Origin of the sequence: Pedobacter nanyangensis, assembly GCF_003313505.1 — a bacterium.
GTDB classification, from domain to species: Bacteria; Bacteroidota; Bacteroidia; order Sphingobacteriales; family Sphingobacteriaceae; genus Pedobacter; species Pedobacter nanyangensis.
The window spans coordinates 258,942-276,573 of the sequence record NZ_QMHO01000005.1 but is presented as its reverse complement, the minus strand read 5'-3'; the positions used below and the strand labels follow the sequence as shown (position 1 = coordinate 276,573).

The following is a 17,632-nucleotide window of genomic DNA, read 5'->3' as shown; positions in this document are numbered from 1 at the left end:
TTAAAGGGTAAGCTTTATTAATGTCAGCAATTTTTGTTCAGTATTTTTAGTTTGGCCTAGCTGGTATAAAATACCTGGTTTGCGATGCTTGCTTAGCTCTTATTTTTCTTTAGGGTTAATATAAAGTTTTGAAATGCTGGCTTTTGTTTGCTAAACCCGATTGAAATGGAAATACTTTTTGCTTTAGGCTAAACCCCGTAGGTGTTGGCTGTAGGGCAGGCCTAGGGGTGTGGTGGGCACAAAAAGATTGGAATGAAAAGCGGGACTGCCATTAATTGTAGTGGATAAACTGCTTTTCTAATTATCTCACAATCAAAACGGGAATATCCACTTTGTGCCTAACGGAGTCTACTGTAGTGCCAAAAATCAAATCTTTAAGGCCTTTGTGTCCGTGGGCGCCCATTACCAAAAGCTCCAGTTTGTTTGCATTGCTAATTTCGGCGATGGCCTTTGCTGCGCCACCAAATCCAATATGTGGCGTAGCCTGATAGCCCAATTCAGCTAAGTTTTCCTGATATTTTTTAAGATTGTCGATATCCGATTGCGTTTCGTGGTCCATGGCCGTTTTTCCATGGTAACGTGCCACAGCGGTTTCCACGACGTGGATGAGGTGATAATGGGCATCTTTGCCACCTTGGATCAGGGCATGGCGAATGGTTTTTCGGTCATTCTCGGAGAAATCAACGGTAATACCAATTTTTTCATAGTTGATTTTGTCTACATGGCCTATGGAAAGTGCATCGCCATGCGGTACATTGCTTATACGTTGTTTTTTTCCTACAAATGGATAAACAAAAATGTAAACTAGCAGCAAGGCGATGAGTATGGCCATTGGCAACACAATTACGTAGATGTACCAAGCGTTATGGGATTCGTTGATCCATCCATTAATTTCTTCGATCACTAATTTGATGTTTAGGGCAACGATTACCGCTGCGCTTAACCAGGCCAGTATTTTCACCCAAAGTTTGATGGTGAATTCTTTCATTTCCTTTCTGTCGGAGTTAAGGTGGATGAGCGGAATGATGGCAAAGCCCAATTGTAAACTCAACACTACCTGACTTAAAATCAGTAAGCCGCCCAACGCATCATCACCGAAGTAGAGGATGGTGAAAAATGCTGGAACGATAGCTAATAGGCGGGTGATTAAACGGCGTAGCCAAGGTTGTATCCTTAGGTTTAAGTGGCCTTCCATCACAATTTGGCCGGCCAAGGTACCGGTTACGGTAGAGCTTTGTCCGGCGGCAATTAAAGCAATAGCAAAAAGGGCAGGGGCTACACTGCCGAAAATATTGCTCAATAACTCGTGGGCATCCTGTATTTCGGCCACCTCGTGGAAACCATTTTTGTAAAAGGCTGCTGCGGCAAGAATTAAGATGGCGGCATTTACAAAAAACGCCAGGTTAAGTGCCACTGCGGTGTCTATAAAATTGAATTTGATGGCTTCCTTAATCCCTTTGCTGTCCCGCTCGAACTTACGGGTTTGTACTAGAGACGAATGTAGGTAGAGGTTATGGGGCATCACGGTGGCGCCAATAATCCCGATGGCAATGTAAAGCGCTTCTCCGCCAAGCATGGAAGGCTCAAAGCCTTTGGCAATTTCACCAAGGGATGGCTGTACAATAAACATTTCTGCCAAAAAGGAAATGCCAACAATAAAAACCATGGAAACGATAAAGGCTTCCATTTTGCGCATGCCCTTGTTGAGTAGAAACAGTAGTAATACCGTATCGAAGATGGTGATGGATATTCCCCAAATTAAGGGCAGCCCAAAAAGTAGGTTTAAACCAATGGCCATTCCAATAATTTCGGCCAAATCGCAGGCAATGATGGCTGTTTGTGCCAAAACGAACAGCGGAAAGTTAACCCATTTGGGATAGGTGTTTCGTGATGCCTGTGCTAAATCCAATCCTCTTACAATTCCTAAACGGGCACTTAGTGATTGAAGTAGCAGTGCAATTAAATTAGACATTAGGAGCACCCAGATGAGCTGGTAGCCGAATTTACTGCCGCCGGCAATGTCTGTAGCCCAGTTACCGGGATCCATATAGCCTACACTTACCAAGTAGGCGGGGCCTAAAAATGCCAATATTCTTCTCCAGCCTTTTCTTTGATGGGTGGCTACGCTTTGGTGTACTTCGCTTAGGGATTGTTTTTCGGCCATTAGTTTTTGGTAATTAGGATATGTTTGGCTACTTCTCTACTGATATTCAGTTTCTCGTGTTCCAGTAATAACTCCACTGATCCGTCAAATTCTACAACGTCAATGATTTCTACACGCTTGCCAAGGGTAAGGCCCAGTTTTTCCAAATGCTTTAAGAAAGCAGAAGAGTGTTCGCTTACTCCGGTGATGGTGCCTTGGTCGCCATCTTTGAGCTTGCTTAGTTTTACAAATGTCATTTCGGCAAAGTTGCCATGTTTATCAGGGATAGGATCACCATGGGGGTCAACTTTAGGGAAATCCAGAAATTCGTCTAATCGTTCGATAAGCAAGTTGGATTGGATGTGTTCCAGTTCTTCGGCTACTTCGTGTACTTGGTCCCACTTGAAATTAAGTTTATCAACCAAAAATACTTCCCAAAGTCGATGTTTCCTCACAATATTGATGGCGGTTAGCTTTCCTTTTTCGGTGAGGGTTACGCCTTGGTATTTTACGTAGTTTACCAGTTCTTTTTCCGATAGTTTCTTGATCATGTCGGTAACGGAGGCGGCCTTGGTTTGGATGCGCTCGGCAATGGCATTGGTTTGCACCGGATGACTTATTTCAGAGAGGTGATAGATGATTTTGAGGTAGTTCTCTTCGGTGTACGACTGCATTTTTGGTTTTCTAATTCTTATTTTAGACAAATCTAAAAATAATTATATAAAATATTCGCTAAATTTTTACATTAGTTTTAGAATAAAATTTTGCCGATTGCCGTTTCTGTTATACCTTTGAACAAATCAAACAAAATATGGCACTAGAACTGGATAAAATAGATTTCAAGATTTTAAAGTTATTGCAGGAAAATGGAAGGATCACCAACTTGCTTTTATCGCAGGAAATTGGTCTTTCGCCAGCACCTACTTTGGAGCGCGTGAGAAAACTGGAAATGTCTGGTTATATCAAGAGCTATCATGCTTTGGTTGATGAAGAAAAATTAGGTCTTGGTATCAAGACTTTCATCCAAATTCAATTAGACTTCCATAAAAACAATACGATCCAGATCTTTTTGGACGAGGTGAACCAAATTAAAGAAGTAACGGAATGCCACCATGTTACTGGGCAGGCTGATTTTCTACTTAAAGTTTATGTGAGCGATATCAAGTCGTATGAGCGTTTGATTATGGATAAGATCAGCAAGATCTCCGTAGTAAAAACCTTCCAAACGATGATGATCATGTCGACGACGAAGAAGGAACCGATTGTGCCATTGGAGTATTAGTGGTTAGTTTTTTCACCACCTTAGACACCTTAGGTCATTTTAGCGCAAATCTCTATATAATTCATTAACAAAGGTTTTCTTTCCGTTGTGAATAATATTTGTACAATTGAAATTCAGCGGTGGTAGACACTTTCTAACCATTCGGGGCCAAGATTTTTATGGATTTCAATACATGCGCCTGTTACTTCGTATTCCAAAGCGCTGATAAGCTTTTTATTTATGTTGTTTTTCCATTAGATATACTTTGAAGATGTACGCTAAATATACTAATAGAAAAATATAAAAAGCTAAAATGTACTAAGGTGTCTTAGGTGATTAGTTAAAATTGGTTATGCCGTTAATCGTAATTCGTTCCTGCACGTATGGTATAAAATAGTGCGTTAAGCTATTTGCCAATTAATGGGTTCTTTTCCTTCTTTTTTAAGGATTTCATTGGTTTTTGAGAACGGCTTGGAGCCAAAAAAACCGTTGTAGGCAGAGAAAGGGGATGGGTGTGCAGATTTAATGATAAAGTGCTTGCTTTGGTCTATCAAAGCTTCCTTTTGTTTGGCGTAGTTGCCCCACAGGATAAATACCAATCCGCTTCTTTTGGCGGATAGTTCAGCGATTACTTTATCTGTGAATTGTTCCCAGCCCTTGTTTTGGTGCGAACCTGCCGTATGTGCCCTAACCGTTAAGGTAGCATTGAGTAGCATTACACCTTGATCGGCCCAACTGGTTAAATTACCATGCGGGGGTATTTTAAAATCTGGAAATTCATCCGCCAGTTCTTTGTAGATATTTTTAAGTGATGGGGGAGGAACTATTCCTTTTTGCACAGAGAAAGAAAGGCCATGCGCTTGTCCTACACCGTGATAGGGGTCTTGTCCCAAGATTACCACTTTCACTTTTTCGAAAGGGGTGTGTTTAAAGGCGTTGAAGATATCGGAACCCTTTGGGAAAATAGTAAAGCCAGCTTGCTTTTCCTGTTGAAGAAAGCTTCGGAGGCTCTTCATGTAGGGTTTTTCAAACTCGTCTTTCAGTACTTTAAGCCAACCGGGTTCTAAATCAACTGCCATAACTATTTTTTTGCCGCTAAAATTTCAAGAAGGTCTAATTCCAGTGTTTTTTTAGGGAATTCGGTAATGCGTCCAATCTCATTGCCTTTTTTGTCGGCGATAATAAAAGTAGGGACACGGGTGATGTTCAGATTATCTATCAAGCCATTTTCTGCTTTCTTGGCGCCATCTACGGCAATAAAAGCTACATGGTCTTCTTTTACTTTAGCAGCATCGGCCACTTTTAGGAAGTTAGGCACCTGAAATTTGCTATCTCCACACCAGGTTCCCAGTACTACTTTTATTTTTTTATCCTTTAGCAATTTGGTTAATTGGGCCACCGAGGCCGAGTCTACTTTGTAGTTTTCGTAGTTGGCATCGTAACTTGCTTTAAATTCGGGAAAGCTCACCAAACCTTCTCTTGAGCACTCGTTTAACATGATTTCTTTATGTTTAATTTGATCTTCTAATTTTTTGTTTATTTCTTGGGCATTGGCCGACAAAAAAAGCAGTCCTAGAGCTATCGTGAATAAGTACTTCATTGTTATCTAATTTTTGCTGAAATTATAAATTAAATCGTTATTTCTGCTATATAAAACCGATATTTGCAGAAATATTGAAAAACTATGTCAAATTTGGTACGCCTAATTATAGGCTTTGCTTTACTTGGTGCGGCAGTTGCACTTTTTATTTTCGGTTATTGGGGTTGGGGTATTCCAGCCGTTTTGTTTAGCATATTTATTTTCATCACTTATTTTTATAACGAGAATATGCTGATTGCGCAATGGTACTTGCGTAAGGATAATATGCCTAAGGCTGAAGTGTTTTTGGGAAGAATTACCAACTACGAGAAGCAATTGAATAAAATGCAGCACGGATATTTTAACCTTTTATTGGGGTTGATCGAATCGAGAAAGGCACCGTTGAAATCTGAGAAGTACTTTAAAACTGCTTTGAGTTTAGGTTTGCACATGGATCATAACGTAGCAATGGCGAAGTTAAGTTTAGCGGGTATTGCCATGGCCAAGCGTAACAAGCGTGAAGCGCAAATGTATTTGGCAGAAGCGAAGAAGGCAGATAAAAATAAATTATTGGCCGATCAGATTAAACAAATGAAAGATCAGCTTGGCATGTTGGATAAGCAACAACAAGTGCGCTACAGCCACAGATAGATTTTAAAAGGCATAAAAAAAGGTCTGGTTGCTTTACAGCGGCTAGACCTTTTTTATTTGTCGCAAAGGCGATCAAAGTTTTCTTCGAATGCTGAATCTGTCCTGCTGATGAGGTCATCTTCTTCTTCCATTCTTTTCTTGCTGAAAAATAATTCCTCAGCTTGTATCCGCTTAATTAACTGGCGAATAAGCGATAAATCAAACGTATCTCTGCTTAGCTTGATGCAATATTCGTTTTCTGTGATTTCGATAGTTGAACTATTCATCTTATTAAATTTTAGTACAGGTCTAAAATAAAAAAGGGTTTTTAAGCGTAGGGTAACAAGCTTTTAACTTTTTGTTATGTTTGTGTTAAGGAAGAGGATGTTTCTTTTTTAGCCACCTTAGACACCTTAGCGCATTTTAGTTTTTGAACCATTAGGGAGTTAAGTGACATTAAGTTTGGATATCGCCTTAATGATCTTCATTTCTTCATGTTTTATTTTGAAATAGCCACTACATTTCTGCCGAGGGTTTTAAAGCGATTGCCATTTTCTTGTACTACGGTGATGGTTAAATGTCCAGTTTTACTCATGTTGAAGTCTGTAGCTGTACCTGTTTTTCCTTTGTGGGTACCCTTTATAACTTGACAAAAGTCACCATCCTTTATTGTTTTTTCTTCTTTCATTAGAGGGAGAATCTTTCTCTTTAATTATTAAAAATACATAAAAGCTTTAGAAAATATGATAACTCTGGATGATGAGCGAACAAAAAAAAATCCCCAACTGTAAGGGTTGAGGATTTATATGTTGTAATAAAAAGATGTCTTATTTATGTTCTAGGAATAAGCCGTCATCAGTTTTGGTTACTTTCAGGATGTTTTTTCCAGTAAGTCCTTTTAGGGTAGTATCCCATTTTTTGTTGCTCCAGTCTGCTAATTGTGCTCTTACCTCGCTTAAGAGTTGATGTTCGCCTTCTTTTACCAAGCCAAACAATTCGCTTTCTTCGGCAGTAAGTTCAATTTTCTTTTTCTCCGGACGCATTTGCGGGAAGAACAATACTTCTTGAATGGTAGATTGGTCGGTCATTAACATTACCAATCTATCGATACCAATTCCTAAGCCTGAAGTAGGAGGCATGCCGTATTCTAAAGCACGAACAAAATCATCATCCATGGCCATGGCTTCATCATCGCCTCTGGCAGCCAGTTTCAATTGTTCTTCGAAACGCTCTTTTTGGTCAATAGGGTCGTTTAGCTCAGAGTAAGCATTGCCAATTTCTTTACCCATTACAAATAACTCGAAACGCTCTACCAAGCCTTCTTTGCTACGGTGTTTTTTGGCCAGAGGAGTCATTTCGATAGGGTAGTCGGTGATGTAGGTAGGCTGGATTAGGTTAGCCTCTACTTTCTCACTGAAAAGTTCATCCACCAATTTGCCACGACCCATGCTGTCATCAATCTCAATGCCTAAATCTCTACAGGTTTGTGCCAATTCAGATTCAGTCATTTCAGATACATCAATGCCTGTGTATTTTTGGATTGATTCGTACATGGTCAATTTCTCGTATGGACCCGCAAAATCAATTTCATGTCCGCCCACTTTAACCACAGGAGAACCGTGGATAGCTACTGCAATTTTCTCTAGACATTCTTCTACCATACCCATCATCCATACGTAGTCTTTGTAGGCTACATAAATTTCCATTGAGGTAAACTCAGGGTTATGGGTTCTGTCCATCCCTTCGTTACGGAACATTTTACCAAACTCGTAAACACCATCAAAACCCGCAACGATCAATCTTTTTAGGTAAAGCTCATTGGCAATACGCAAAAACAAAGGCATATCCAAAGTATTGTGGTGGGTGTTAAACGGACGAGCCGCTGCACCACCATGCACTGCTTGCAGGATAGGGGTTTCTACTTCCATCCAACCTTGGCTATCGAAATAGTTGCGCATGGTGTTGATCACCTTGCTGCGGTTAATGAAAATTTGTTTGTACTCAGGGTTTACCGTTAGATCTACATAACGCATACGGTAACGCAGTTCAGGATTGGTAAAACCATCGAATACATTTCCTTCGTCATCACGTTTTACAATGGGCAACGGACGTAGAGATTTAGACAGTACCGTCAATTTGTTTACGTGAACCGAAATTTCACCCGTTTGAGTGGTGAAAACATAACCCTCAACGCCAATAAAATCGCCGATATCTAGGAGTTTCTTAAATACAATATTGTACAAGGTCTTATCATCACCAGGGCAAAGCTCATCGCGCTTCAAATAAATTTGGATACGACCAGTCGCGTCCTGAAGTTCAGCGAAAGAGGCTGCCCCCATAATATTGCGGCCCATAATTCTGCCTGCAATCTTGATTGTCTTGTATGCCGTTTTATCTTTTTCGTAGTTAGCTAAAATGTCTGCTGCATTAGCATTAATTTCGTAAGCCTCTGCAGGATATGGGTTAATTCCCAGTTCGCGAAGCTGTTTTAACGAATCGCGACGTAATATTTCCTGTTCTGATAATCCTATACTCATTAATTGAATTTTTTGCAAAAATAGCAAAAAACTTGGCTTTTACGAGGTGTAAAGGCGATGAATAATAGTGATTTTGTTTAAGGGGAGTTTGGTTGGAAATAAATGAACCTCGAAGGTTTTCAAGGCCTTCGAGGTTGATGGTTAGGGCTTAAGTGGCAAGTGTACTTCTGCAAGCATGCATCTGGCACTGCCGCCGCCGTTTTGTTCAATGGTATAAAGTGGTGCCGTTACAATTTTGGAGAATGCCGATAAGGCTGTAATCTGCGTGCCGTGTAAAGCCTTTAGTGCTTGTTCTGACATTACTAATAGGCTATTGCCTTCTTTGTTTTTTACTTCGAGCATATTGCCCGCAAAGTGGTTCATTTGCTCAAAGGAAATATCGATTACTGTTTTTTGGGTGGCTTTAAAGCTTTCTAAAACTGCAATTTTATCTTCGGTGTATTTGATGCTATCCAAACAAACTACCGCAAATTTTTCGCCTATGCACATCATCACATTGGTATGGTAAATAGGGAACCCATGCTCATCTACCGCCTGAAAAGCGACCACTTCATAACCGCTCAACATGGCAAAGTTATCCAATACTTCTTTGTCGGTGCGGATACTTAAACAAGCGTAGGCAATTTTGTTGGTCCTATCTAACACCATGCTGCCCGTGCCTTCTAAAAAGAGGTGCTGTTGTTCAAAAAAGCTCAAATCGGTTAGGTGGCTTATTTCAAAGGTTTTTCCTAGGTCATCGATAATGTCTTTTCTGCGCTCTGCTCTTCTGTTGGGCGAATGCATGGGGTATAAAAAAACGGCACCGTCTTCATGGAAAGAGACCCAGTTGTTTGGGAATATCGAGTCGGGAGTTGCCGGCTCTAAGGTGTCGCTAATAACAGTAACATCCACACCATTTTCACGAAGGATGTTTACAAAGCCATCAAATTCTGCTAAAGCTTGGTGCTGTACATTTTCCTGTTCGCCAGCCACTTGGAACTTGTTGTCGCCCGCGGTTTGTTCGTTGAACTTAAAGTCAACAGGGCGTATCATGAGAATATGTGAAGTTGTTTGCATTTTTTGGTTTTTTGGGTGTTTGGTTTTTTGGTTGTTTAGTACCGGTAGCCAAATTTTTATTCTTTATTCTTTTCCCCGCAGATTGGGACGGTGTTGTTCTTTGCTCTTTGCTCTTTGTTCTTTGCTCTTTATTCCTTGTTCTTTGCTCCTTACTCCTTACTCCTTGTTCTTTACTCCTTACTCCTTACTCCTTACTCCTTGCTCCTTACTCCTTTATCCCAATTCATCTCTCAAAATAGGCAAGCTCATGCAGTGGAAACCGCCTCGGGCTCTTGAAAGTTCGGCCGATGGCATCAACACCAAAGTATCGGTTAGGGTTTCGGTATCTACTTTCCCGCTTTCCAAATCCCGAATCAAATCCTGTACTTTAACCACATCAAATCCACTGGCTTTAAAGGCTTCCACGGTTTTGTCGTTGCGGTCGTAGCCTAAAACCACACCTTCTTTAATGGCCAAAAGGTTGCAGGAGTCGGTCCATTGCTCACGACTGTCGTAGGGGAAGGCATTGCCGCCGCTGTAAATTACTTTGGTAGGGCTGGTGCTTCCCAAATCGTTCCTGCTAATGTCGTCCAATAAGGCCTCAACATGTTCGTAATATTTAGGCTGACCTGGTTTATCCTTGTGGAATTGGATGGCCGTAGTTGCTTCCAGTTTTTCAGGTTCTTTTAAGAAATGGATCGGTTCGTTGGCATCATAAACAGGACTGTGGGCTATGCTGTGCAAAATTACCCAGGTGTCACGTTTTACCTGTGTAAACACCGTGTCGAGGTGCATGTAGTCGCGTTTGGCGGGAATTTTTACCACCGTAACTTTGTCTACCACATTTTTCTCAAACAATAGTTTAATGGCTTCGTTGGCGCCCTCTTCGGAAGTACGTTCGCTTACGCCAATGAGCAGATGTTTTGGGCTTACCATCATCACATCGCCGCCCTCCAAAGTGGTACGGAAAGCAGGTTCATCGCCGGGCCTTAAAAAATGTTGGGTAGGATCGGGAATTTCGATGATGTTGTTTTGGTAAGCTTCGAAAAACGGATGGTTAAAGAAAATATAACGCATCAACATGGTTTCGCGAACACGAGCTTTTTTGGCTGGTTTGTTCAGTAAAATATGGTTGTTAATGGTGGTGCCTACGTCGCGGGTAAAAATAAGATTGGGCACAGGGGCAAAAATCATGGTGTCGTCGGCCATGGTGCCTGATATAAAAATCTCCGCCAATTCTTTGGGATCGGTAGCGGTAAGTTTTAATTGTAGTTGATAGGTACAGCCTTCGATGGCACAAACAGCAGCCGTTAGCTTTTTGCGGATGTACTCGTCGGCCAAAATGTCTGATAACAGGTTCTGTAGTTCTATCACATTTTCGGAGTTGTGGAACTGTGGATGGTTAGGTTTGTAAAAACCACGGTTAGCTGCTTCCGAGTCTATTTCGGCAAGTTTTCCCTTGATTTTATCAGGGTCCAAAAAGTACATCAATAGTTTGGTGTAGTAATCGTACTCGTCTTTTCTGATGGTGTCGAGGTGTACAATATCTTCAAATAGCCAGTCTTGCGCTTTAGAAGGTACCACTTTTCCTAGGCCGCTATCGGGGCTGTGTACCAGTAGCTTTCTTAATCGTCCGATCTCCGTAGTTACGCCTACTTTAAATCCGTTTCGCTGCATGTTCATATCATTTTGGTGTTGCCACAAAGCTATTCTTTTTTTTGAAAGTGGCAAGTTGGTTGGTTAGTTGTTTGGTTGATTGGCGTTAGTTCCATGGTTGTTCAAAGATCTTGGATATAACCATTGCGCTGATTTTTCCGCCGATGGATTGGTTCTTTTTTAGTTGTTGGTTTAGGGTTTTTTGAAAAGCAATTACAGCGTGGCTTTTGATAGGGCAGTCCCGCTTTATGTTACAAGCCCCAATAAATTGGGGGCTTTCCACTACAATCGGGTTTAGAGGGGTTGGGATTGTGCAAAGTACTCATCATATAATGTGCTACTGTATTTGCCTGTTAAACCTGATAGGAATGGAAAGCCCGCAAATGAGCACTTGCGCCAGCAAGTAGCGAGTGCGGACTTGTAATGGATAGCAGGGCTGGCGGATGATCGTAGTACTGCAATTGCTTTTCTAATGATAAAGCCTAAAAACCTTTGGCTTTAGTCTTTAAGCTTTCAGCTATATTCGCTATTTTTGGCCTCATGAATTTTATTGTTGCTGGCGCAGTTAAGGCCGTTAAAGAGTTATATGGGCAAGATATTGCCGAAGATGTAATTAACCTACAGGAAACACGTAAGGAATTTGAAGGACAGGTAACCATTGTGGTATTTCCTGTAGTGCGGTTCTCTAAAAAGTCTCCTGAGGAAACGGGTAATGACATTGGTGCGTTTTTGCAACAACACGTAGCCGAAGTAGTGGGCTTTAATGTGGTAAAGGGCTTTTTGAACCTGAGCATTGCCGAAAGCTATTGGGTAAACCTGTTTAACGGTACCTTGTTGGCCGCCGATTTTTTGGTAGCCAGGCCAAACGGACAAAAGGTGATGGTTGAATATTCGTCGCCAAATACCAACAAGCCTTTGCATTTGGGCCACGTACGTAATAACCTGTTGGGATATTCGGTATCGGAGCTGTTAAAGGCCGACGGTTATGAGGTGATTAAAACCAATTTGGTAAACGATAGGGGAATCCATATTTGTAAATCGATGCTGGCCTGGCAAAAATGGGGCAATGGCGAAACGCCTGAAAGCACTGGACTAAAAGGCGACCATTTGGTGGGCAAGTATTACGTTGTTTTCGACAAAGAATACAAAAAGGAAATTGATGCCTTGGTGGCTACAGGCCAGGCCGAGGACGAAGCCAAAAAGAATGCTCCGTTAATTAAAGAAGCGCAACAAATGCTTTTGCAATGGGAGCAGGGCGATGCGGAAGTGGTAGGTTTATGGGAAAAAATGAACGGCTGGGTTTATGCTGGTTTTGACGTAACCTACAAAAAGCTGGGCGTTGATTTTGATAAATATTATTACGAGAGCAACACTTATTTGCTTGGAAAGGACACCATTGAGGAGGGCTTGGCCAAAGGTGTTTTCTTTAAAAAAGAAGACGGCTCCGTTTGGATTGATCTGACGGCTGATGGCCTGGACCAAAAATTGGTACTGCGTGCCGACGGTACTTCGGTGTACATTACCCAGGATTTGGGTACGGCGCAAATGAAGTACGACGATTTTAAAATGGACAAATCTATTTACGTGGTGGGCAACGAGCAGGACTACCACTTTAAAGTACTTTTCTTGATTTTAGAGAAATTGGGCAAAAGCTGGGCAAAAGGTTTGTACCACCTATCATACGGGATGGTTGACTTGCCTAGTGGAAAAATGAAAAGTAGGGAAGGTACGGTGGTGGATGCCGATGACCTGATTGCGGAAATGGTAGATACGGCCAAGCAAAAAACAGAAGAGTTGGGCAAAACCAACGACTTTGCGGAAACCGAAAAAGCGGAACTGTATAATACCATTGGTTTAGGTGCTTTAAAATACTTTTTGTTAAAGGTTGAACCTAAAAAACGTTTGTTGTTTGACCCTGCGGAGTCGATAGATTTTCAAGGGAATACTGGCCCGTTTATTCAATACACCCATGCTCGTATCAAATCCCTATTGAGCAGGGCCTCCTACCAATTTGCACAGGCTGATTATGCCTCCATTAAATTAACTTCAACGGAGTTGGATATGATCATGCTGCTGGCTAAATATCCTACGGAGATTTCAAACGCGGCTAAGGCTTATAGTCCGGCGTTTATTGCCAACTATTTGTATGAAGTGGCCAAGTTATTCAACAAGTTTTATCATGAGGTTCCGCCAATTATTAAAGAGGAGGATGCGGCAGTGAAACAACACCGATTGAATATCTGCAAAATTGCTGCTGACGTAATTAAGGCAGGCATGTCGATATTAGGGATTAAAGTGCCTGAAAGAATGTAGGTTTGTGGTGAGTTGCGAGTTATGGGTGATGGGATAGCTTATCACTTGTAGCCTGCAACTCTTAACTCAAAACTTGTAACTCATAACCTCCATTGGATCAAATCATTCATTTTATTAGTACTAACAGCACCGACTTGGCATTGCTTTGTTTGGCTGCTTTTGCGGCGGGCTTTATTGATGCCATTGTGGGTGGTGGTGGTTTGTTGCAAACGCCTGCTACCTTGCTTATTTTGCCTCAATATCCTGTGGCAACTTTGTTGGGTACGGTAAAAATCCCATCGCTTGCGGGAACTGCGGTAGCGGCGGTAAAGTACGCTAAACAGGTAAAGTTTAAGGTAGTGGTTTTGGTGGCCTGCACCTTGGCTGCTTTTGTGGCTTCGTTGGGTGGGGCCTACCTGGTAAGTACCATTAACAACCAGCATATTAAACCAGTTATTTTAGTGGTATTGGTAGCCGTGGCGCTTTATACTTATTTCAATAAAAAGTTTGGGGAGCAACAGCATAAAACCCATACTTTGGGCAAGCAGGTGTTGCTGGCCTGTTTGTTTGGTTTAATGATTGGCTTTTACGACGGATTAATTGGACCTGGTACGGGTTCTTTTTTGATTTTGGCTTTTGTAGGTATTTTAGGTTTCGATTTTGTGGGTGCCAGTGCGCATGCCAAAATTGTGAACGTAGGCACCAACTTGGCCGCCCTGATCTATTTCAGTTCTACGGGCCATGTGCTATTCCAATACGCCATTCCCATGGCCATCTTTAATGTATTGGGTTCTTTTTTAGGGGCCAAACTGGCCCTGCTTAAAGGCAATAAGTTTATCCGCATCTTTTTCTTGGTTGTGGTGTTTGGTACTATTCTGCGCTTTGCGTATGATGTGTTTTTGAAAAATAGTGGTTAGTGACACTAGCCAAAACTCCTAGTTCCTAAATTTACTTCTTTTCTATCGTTCCCGATTTGGTTTTTACGGAGCCTTTTCTTCTGTAAATAGCAAAGCTCATGGGGCTTTTGGCAGGACGTTCGTCGCCGAAGAGTACGCCCCAATGTTTAAAGCCTTCGCTTCTATCGAAAATTACCTTAAGCACGGCAATGATGGGCATGGATAGGAACATGCCCGAGATACCTGCCACCACTCCGCCAATGACGACGCCCAAAATGGAGACGAGCGCATTGATTTTGACCTTGGAGCCTACAATGCGAGGCATCAGGATATTATTGTCAAAAAACTGCACTACGGCGATAACCAACAATACGGTAATTACCGGCCCTAATTCCGTAGAAGAAGTGAGGGTAATGAGCACGCCCAAAATATTGCCAATTAAGGCCCCTACATAGGGAATAAGGTTAAGAATGGCGAAAATAACCCCAATTAACAAGGCATGTTTAATGCCAAATAAGGTAAGTGTTCCGCCTAGCAACACCGTCATGTAGGTAATTTGGATGAGTAAACCAACCAGGTAATTTTTAATGATGGCTTCTGCTTCATAAGATGCTTCTTTTACCTTTGGATGGTGCTCGGCCTTAAACCACATGAACAAAAAGCGCAACAATATATCTTTATAAAAAAGGATCAGGTAAATATAGATAGGGATAAGGCCCAGAAATACGAAAATACTGCTCAGGGTAACGGCAGCACCACTGGCCGCCTTGCCGGCCATGTTCAGTAAGTCATCGCTCTTTTCGGTGATAAATTTCTTTTGCTTGCCAATGGAGAAATCAGTAAAACTGCTGATCCATTCCTGTAGCGACTGCAAATGCTTGGCTACATTAGCTTTGATCTGCGGAAAATCGTTCACCAAAATGCCAATCTGTGCCGAAAAAAACCAAATAATCCCCGCCAGGAAAATAAATACGAGCAGGATGGGCAGCACAATGGCTATGGCTTCGGGCACTTTATATTTCCTTAAAAAACGGTAAATGGGCAATAACAATATGCTGATAAAAAATGCCATGATTACCGGCATGATGATATCACTGGCAATGGCAAAAATGCCGATACACAAACATAGGCCAAGGAGTTCGATGGAGCGCTTTACGGTTAAGGGTAGTTCCTTCATAATTATAAGATGGTGTAAATTTTTAATGCGTAACACTAAAGTAGATAAATTGTTTTTATTAGTAGTTAGTATATGGTGCATATCCGTTAATGGAACCTTCGCTCCGCTCATAACCTGTAACCCGTAAACTCAAAACTCATTCCCAATCCAAAAATCCGTACTTTTGCAGCATGATGTTTACCAACGATACCATTATTGCCTTATCAACGCCTCCTGGCAGTGGCGCCATTGGCGTAATCCGTCTTTCGGGCCCCGAGGCCATTAGCCTAACCAACAGTGTGTTTAGTGGCAAGGATTTGGCTAAGCAGGCTACCCACACGCTGCACTTTGGCTTAATTAAGGATGGCGAGGTAGTGGTAGATGAAGTGGTAGTATCGCTATTTGTTGGTCCCAAATCGTATACCAAAGAGCATGTGGTCGAAATTTCCTGTCACGGTTCTAACTATATTATACAGCAGATCATCGGCTTGCTGATCCGCAAAGGAGCCAGGGCTGCCAAACCTGGGGAGTTTACTTTACGTGCTTTCCTAAATGGTGCTTTTGATTTGAGCCAGGCAGAGGCCGTGGCCGATCTGATTGCTTCGGATAGCAAGGCTTCTCACGAAGTGGCTATGCAGCAAATGCGTGGGGGTTTTTCTAACGAGTTGAAAGATTTACGTGAACAGTTGATCCATTTTGCGAGTATGATAGAACTGGAGCTTGATTTTGCAGAAGAAGATGTGGAGTTTGCCAATCGTGATCAGTTGCGCAATCTCGTCCAACGTATCAATAAAGTGCTGCAAAGGCTTATTCATTCATTTGAGGTAGGCAACGTGATTAAAAATGGTGTTCCGGTGGTAATTGCGGGTAAACCCAACGTAGGTAAATCAACCTTGTTAAACGCTTTATTGAACGAGGAACGTGCCATTGTGAGCGACATTGCAGGCACTACCCGCGATACCATTGAAGATGAAATCAATATCAATGGAGTAGTGTTCAGGTTTATTGATACCGCTGGGATCCGTGAAACGGCTGATGTAATTGAAGCCAAAGGGGTGGAGCGCAGCTTGGAGAAAATGAAGCAGGCCAAACTGATCATCTACATGGTTGATGCGCAGGAGGAGCAGGGCCAAGTATTAAAGCAATTGCAGGATTTGTCGCAGCAACAAACGCCTTATTTGTTTATTGTGAACAAATCGGAGTTGTTGACGACCGAACAAAAGGCGTTTTACTTGGAGCATGGCGCTTTGCTCATCTCTGCCAAAACCAAACAGGGCATGGAGGTATTGGAAAATGCTTTGTTGGAAAAGGTGAACCTGAGCCATATCAACACCAGCGAAACTTTGGTGACCAACATACGCCATGTAGAGGCATTAAAGCAAACACAAAACTCCCTTGACCGGGTGTTGGAGAATATTGATAATCCTGTAACTTCTGATTTTTTAGCCATGGATATTAAACAGGCACTTCATTACCTAGGAGAAATTACAGGGACAGTGACTACGGATGATTTGCTGGAGAATATCTTTACGAAGTTCTGCATCGGAAAATAGTTGATTATCATTTGTTTGTATTTATCTGCTTATTCTTGGTTTCCTCGCCCAATCTGCCCCATGGCTTTCGGGAGGCAATGGTTTTGTCGACGGATTACAGGAGCGCATGGAGTCCATAGGCCATAAGCAAAATCAATCCATAAACTCGCATGAAATTATACATGGGTTAGGCTATGCACCTAACAAATGAAGAATGTGTGTATTTCCCAGCTGGTTGGCCAGGTCGAGCGCCCGTAATCCTACAGCATTGCAAACTTGGGTGTCGGCACCATTTAGCAATAATAATTTAACCAAGTTCTGATCATTGGCTATTACCGCTAACATTAATGCCGTAGCACCATCAGTACGTTGTAGGTTTATCGTGGCACCGTTGGCTATCAGTAGTTCCGCAATATCCGCATTACCCCCTAAAACCGCCCACATCAGTGGTGTATTCCCTTCGTTGTCCGCAGTGTCCAAATCCACACCTTTAGCCAATAGTAATTTCGCTACCTCATATTCTTTATATTTAGCGGCTAAAATTAGGGCCGTGTCACCATGGGCATCCTTTTGGTTAAAATCAAGCTCGCCCAATTCATCCAATACTTGCAGATGGCCTGTTCTAGCCGCATGCATCAACATTTCTATTTCAAGCTCCATTATTTTTCTATGATCCAGTTCGCAACCTTACCATTAAGCCTACTACCTTTAAACAACAAATTGTACACTTGGTTTTCAATGAGCTTTTGGCAAACTATTGTGTGCCCCGTACACAGCGCTCGTATTTTTCCTTAAACCTATAAATGATATACCTAAACCAGGGTGAAAAATACGGGTTCCTAAGGTTTTAACTTATTTGCGGCTGCTGATCTTAAACTTTTTTAGTTGCCTGATGTTAAATCAAATGCAAATTAA

At 41.9% G+C, this 17,632-nt stretch carries 17 protein-coding genes; 5 read left to right on the top strand and 12 right to left on the bottom strand.

All coding sequences use genetic code 11. The features are described 5' to 3' along the window. Nucleotides 1-301: 301 nt before the first annotated feature. Nucleotides 302-2,164, bottom strand: a complete 1,863-nt coding sequence (locus DUT71_RS11415; RefSeq protein WP_113662662.1) for an Nramp family divalent metal transporter — start codon at nt 2,162-2,164, stop codon at nt 302-304. Further along, nucleotides 2,164-2,817 carry a metal-dependent transcriptional regulator gene (locus tag DUT71_RS11410; RefSeq protein ID WP_113662661.1) on the bottom strand — a complete coding sequence of 218 codons (654 nt, stop codon included), beginning with the start codon at nt 2,815-2,817 and terminating at the stop codon, nt 2,164-2,166. Before DUT71_RS11410 ends, DUT71_RS11415 begins: the two co-directional genes overlap by 1 nt. A 137-nt stretch (nt 2,818-2,954) precedes the next feature. On the opposite strand from DUT71_RS11410, the gene DUT71_RS11405 reads away from it, so the two are divergent. Next, nucleotides 2,955-3,425, top strand: a complete 471-nt coding sequence (locus tag DUT71_RS11405; RefSeq protein ID WP_097127375.1) for an Lrp/AsnC family transcriptional regulator — start codon at nt 2,955-2,957, stop codon at nt 3,423-3,425. Between the two features lie 113 nt (nt 3,426-3,538). On the opposite strand, the gene DUT71_RS11400 is transcribed toward DUT71_RS11405, so the two are convergent. From DUT71_RS11400 to DUT71_RS11390, 3 genes are all read right to left on the bottom strand, one after another. Continuing rightward, on the bottom strand, nt 3,539-3,622 hold the full coding sequence (locus DUT71_RS11400) for a GxxExxY protein (protein WP_240186913.1): 84 nt from the start codon (nt 3,620-3,622) through the stop codon (nt 3,539-3,541). A gap of 183 nt (nt 3,623-3,805) precedes the next feature. Next, nucleotides 3,806-4,483 (bottom strand): uracil-DNA glycosylase, encoded by a 678-nt coding sequence (gene ung / locus DUT71_RS11395; RefSeq protein ID WP_113662659.1) that lies wholly within the window; start codon nt 4,481-4,483, stop codon nt 3,806-3,808. A gap of 2 nt (nt 4,484-4,485) precedes the next feature. Next, nucleotides 4,486-5,004: a thioredoxin family protein gene (locus DUT71_RS11390; RefSeq protein WP_113662658.1), complete on the bottom strand. Its 519-nt coding sequence runs from the start codon at nt 5,002-5,004 to the stop codon at nt 4,486-4,488. Between the two features lie 84 nt (nt 5,005-5,088). Here DUT71_RS11390 and DUT71_RS11385 point away from each other — a divergent pair, with 84 nt between their 5' ends. Then, nucleotides 5,089-5,634, top strand: a complete 546-nt coding sequence (locus tag DUT71_RS11385) for a DUF2892 domain-containing protein (RefSeq protein ID WP_113662657.1) — start codon at nt 5,089-5,091, stop codon at nt 5,632-5,634. 53 nt (nt 5,635-5,687) lie between these two features. On the opposite strand, the gene DUT71_RS11380 is transcribed toward DUT71_RS11385, so the two are convergent. The 5 genes from DUT71_RS11380 to DUT71_RS11355 form a co-directional block, all read right to left on the bottom strand. Further along, nucleotides 5,688-5,900, bottom strand: coding sequence for a hypothetical protein (locus DUT71_RS11380; protein ID WP_113662656.1), 213 nt, complete (start codon nt 5,898-5,900; stop codon nt 5,688-5,690). Nucleotides 5,901-6,112: 212 nt separating this feature from the next. Beyond that, nucleotides 6,113-6,301, bottom strand: a complete 189-nt coding sequence (locus DUT71_RS11375) for an RNA-binding protein (protein WP_113662655.1) — start codon at nt 6,299-6,301, stop codon at nt 6,113-6,115. Nucleotides 6,302-6,440: 139 nt separating this feature from the next. Beyond that, nucleotides 6,441-8,150 (bottom strand): lysine--tRNA ligase, encoded by a 1,710-nt coding sequence (lysS, locus tag DUT71_RS11370; protein ID WP_113662654.1) that lies wholly within the window; start codon nt 8,148-8,150, stop codon nt 6,441-6,443. Between the two features lie 141 nt (nt 8,151-8,291). Further along, a complete protein-coding gene (ctlX, locus tag DUT71_RS11365) occupies nt 8,292-9,206 on the bottom strand; it encodes a citrulline utilization hydrolase CtlX (protein ID WP_113662653.1) in 915 nt (304 codons plus the stop codon). A 213-nt stretch (nt 9,207-9,419) separates the two neighbouring features. Next, nucleotides 9,420-10,862 (bottom strand): arginine deiminase family protein, encoded by a 1,443-nt coding sequence (locus tag DUT71_RS11355; RefSeq protein WP_240186909.1) that lies wholly within the window; start codon nt 10,860-10,862, stop codon nt 9,420-9,422. Between the two features lie 519 nt (nt 10,863-11,381). Between DUT71_RS11355 and argS the strand changes: the two genes are divergently transcribed. Together argS and DUT71_RS11345 are read left to right on the top strand one after the other, a co-directional pair. Then, complete coding sequence (argS, locus tag DUT71_RS11350) at nt 11,382-13,154, top strand: arginine--tRNA ligase (RefSeq protein WP_113662650.1); 1,773 nt, start codon at nt 11,382-11,384, stop codon at nt 13,152-13,154. Between the two features lie 92 nt (nt 13,155-13,246). Further along, a complete protein-coding gene (locus DUT71_RS11345) occupies nt 13,247-14,050 on the top strand; it encodes a sulfite exporter TauE/SafE family protein (protein WP_240186908.1) in 804 nt (267 codons plus the stop codon). Between the two features lie 31 nt (nt 14,051-14,081). Here DUT71_RS11345 and DUT71_RS11340 read toward each other — a convergent pair whose 3' ends face one another. Further along, the gene (locus tag DUT71_RS11340; protein ID WP_113662649.1) at nt 14,082-15,206 is read right to left on the bottom strand and encodes an AI-2E family transporter; all 1,125 of its coding nucleotides are present in this window, start codon (nt 15,204-15,206) and stop codon (nt 14,082-14,084) included. A 173-nt stretch (nt 15,207-15,379) separates the two neighbouring features. Between DUT71_RS11340 and mnmE the strand changes: the two genes are divergently transcribed. Next, nucleotides 15,380-16,738: a tRNA uridine-5-carboxymethylaminomethyl(34) synthesis GTPase MnmE gene (gene mnmE, locus DUT71_RS11335; RefSeq protein WP_113662708.1), complete on the top strand. Its 1,359-nt coding sequence runs from the start codon at nt 15,380-15,382 to the stop codon at nt 16,736-16,738. Nucleotides 16,739-16,909: 171 nt separating this feature from the next. Here mnmE and DUT71_RS11330 read toward each other — a convergent pair whose 3' ends face one another. Then, nucleotides 16,910-17,377 (bottom strand): ankyrin repeat domain-containing protein, encoded by a 468-nt coding sequence (locus tag DUT71_RS11330; RefSeq protein ID WP_113662648.1) that lies wholly within the window; start codon nt 17,375-17,377, stop codon nt 16,910-16,912. Between the last annotated feature and the right edge of the window lie 255 nt (nt 17,378-17,632).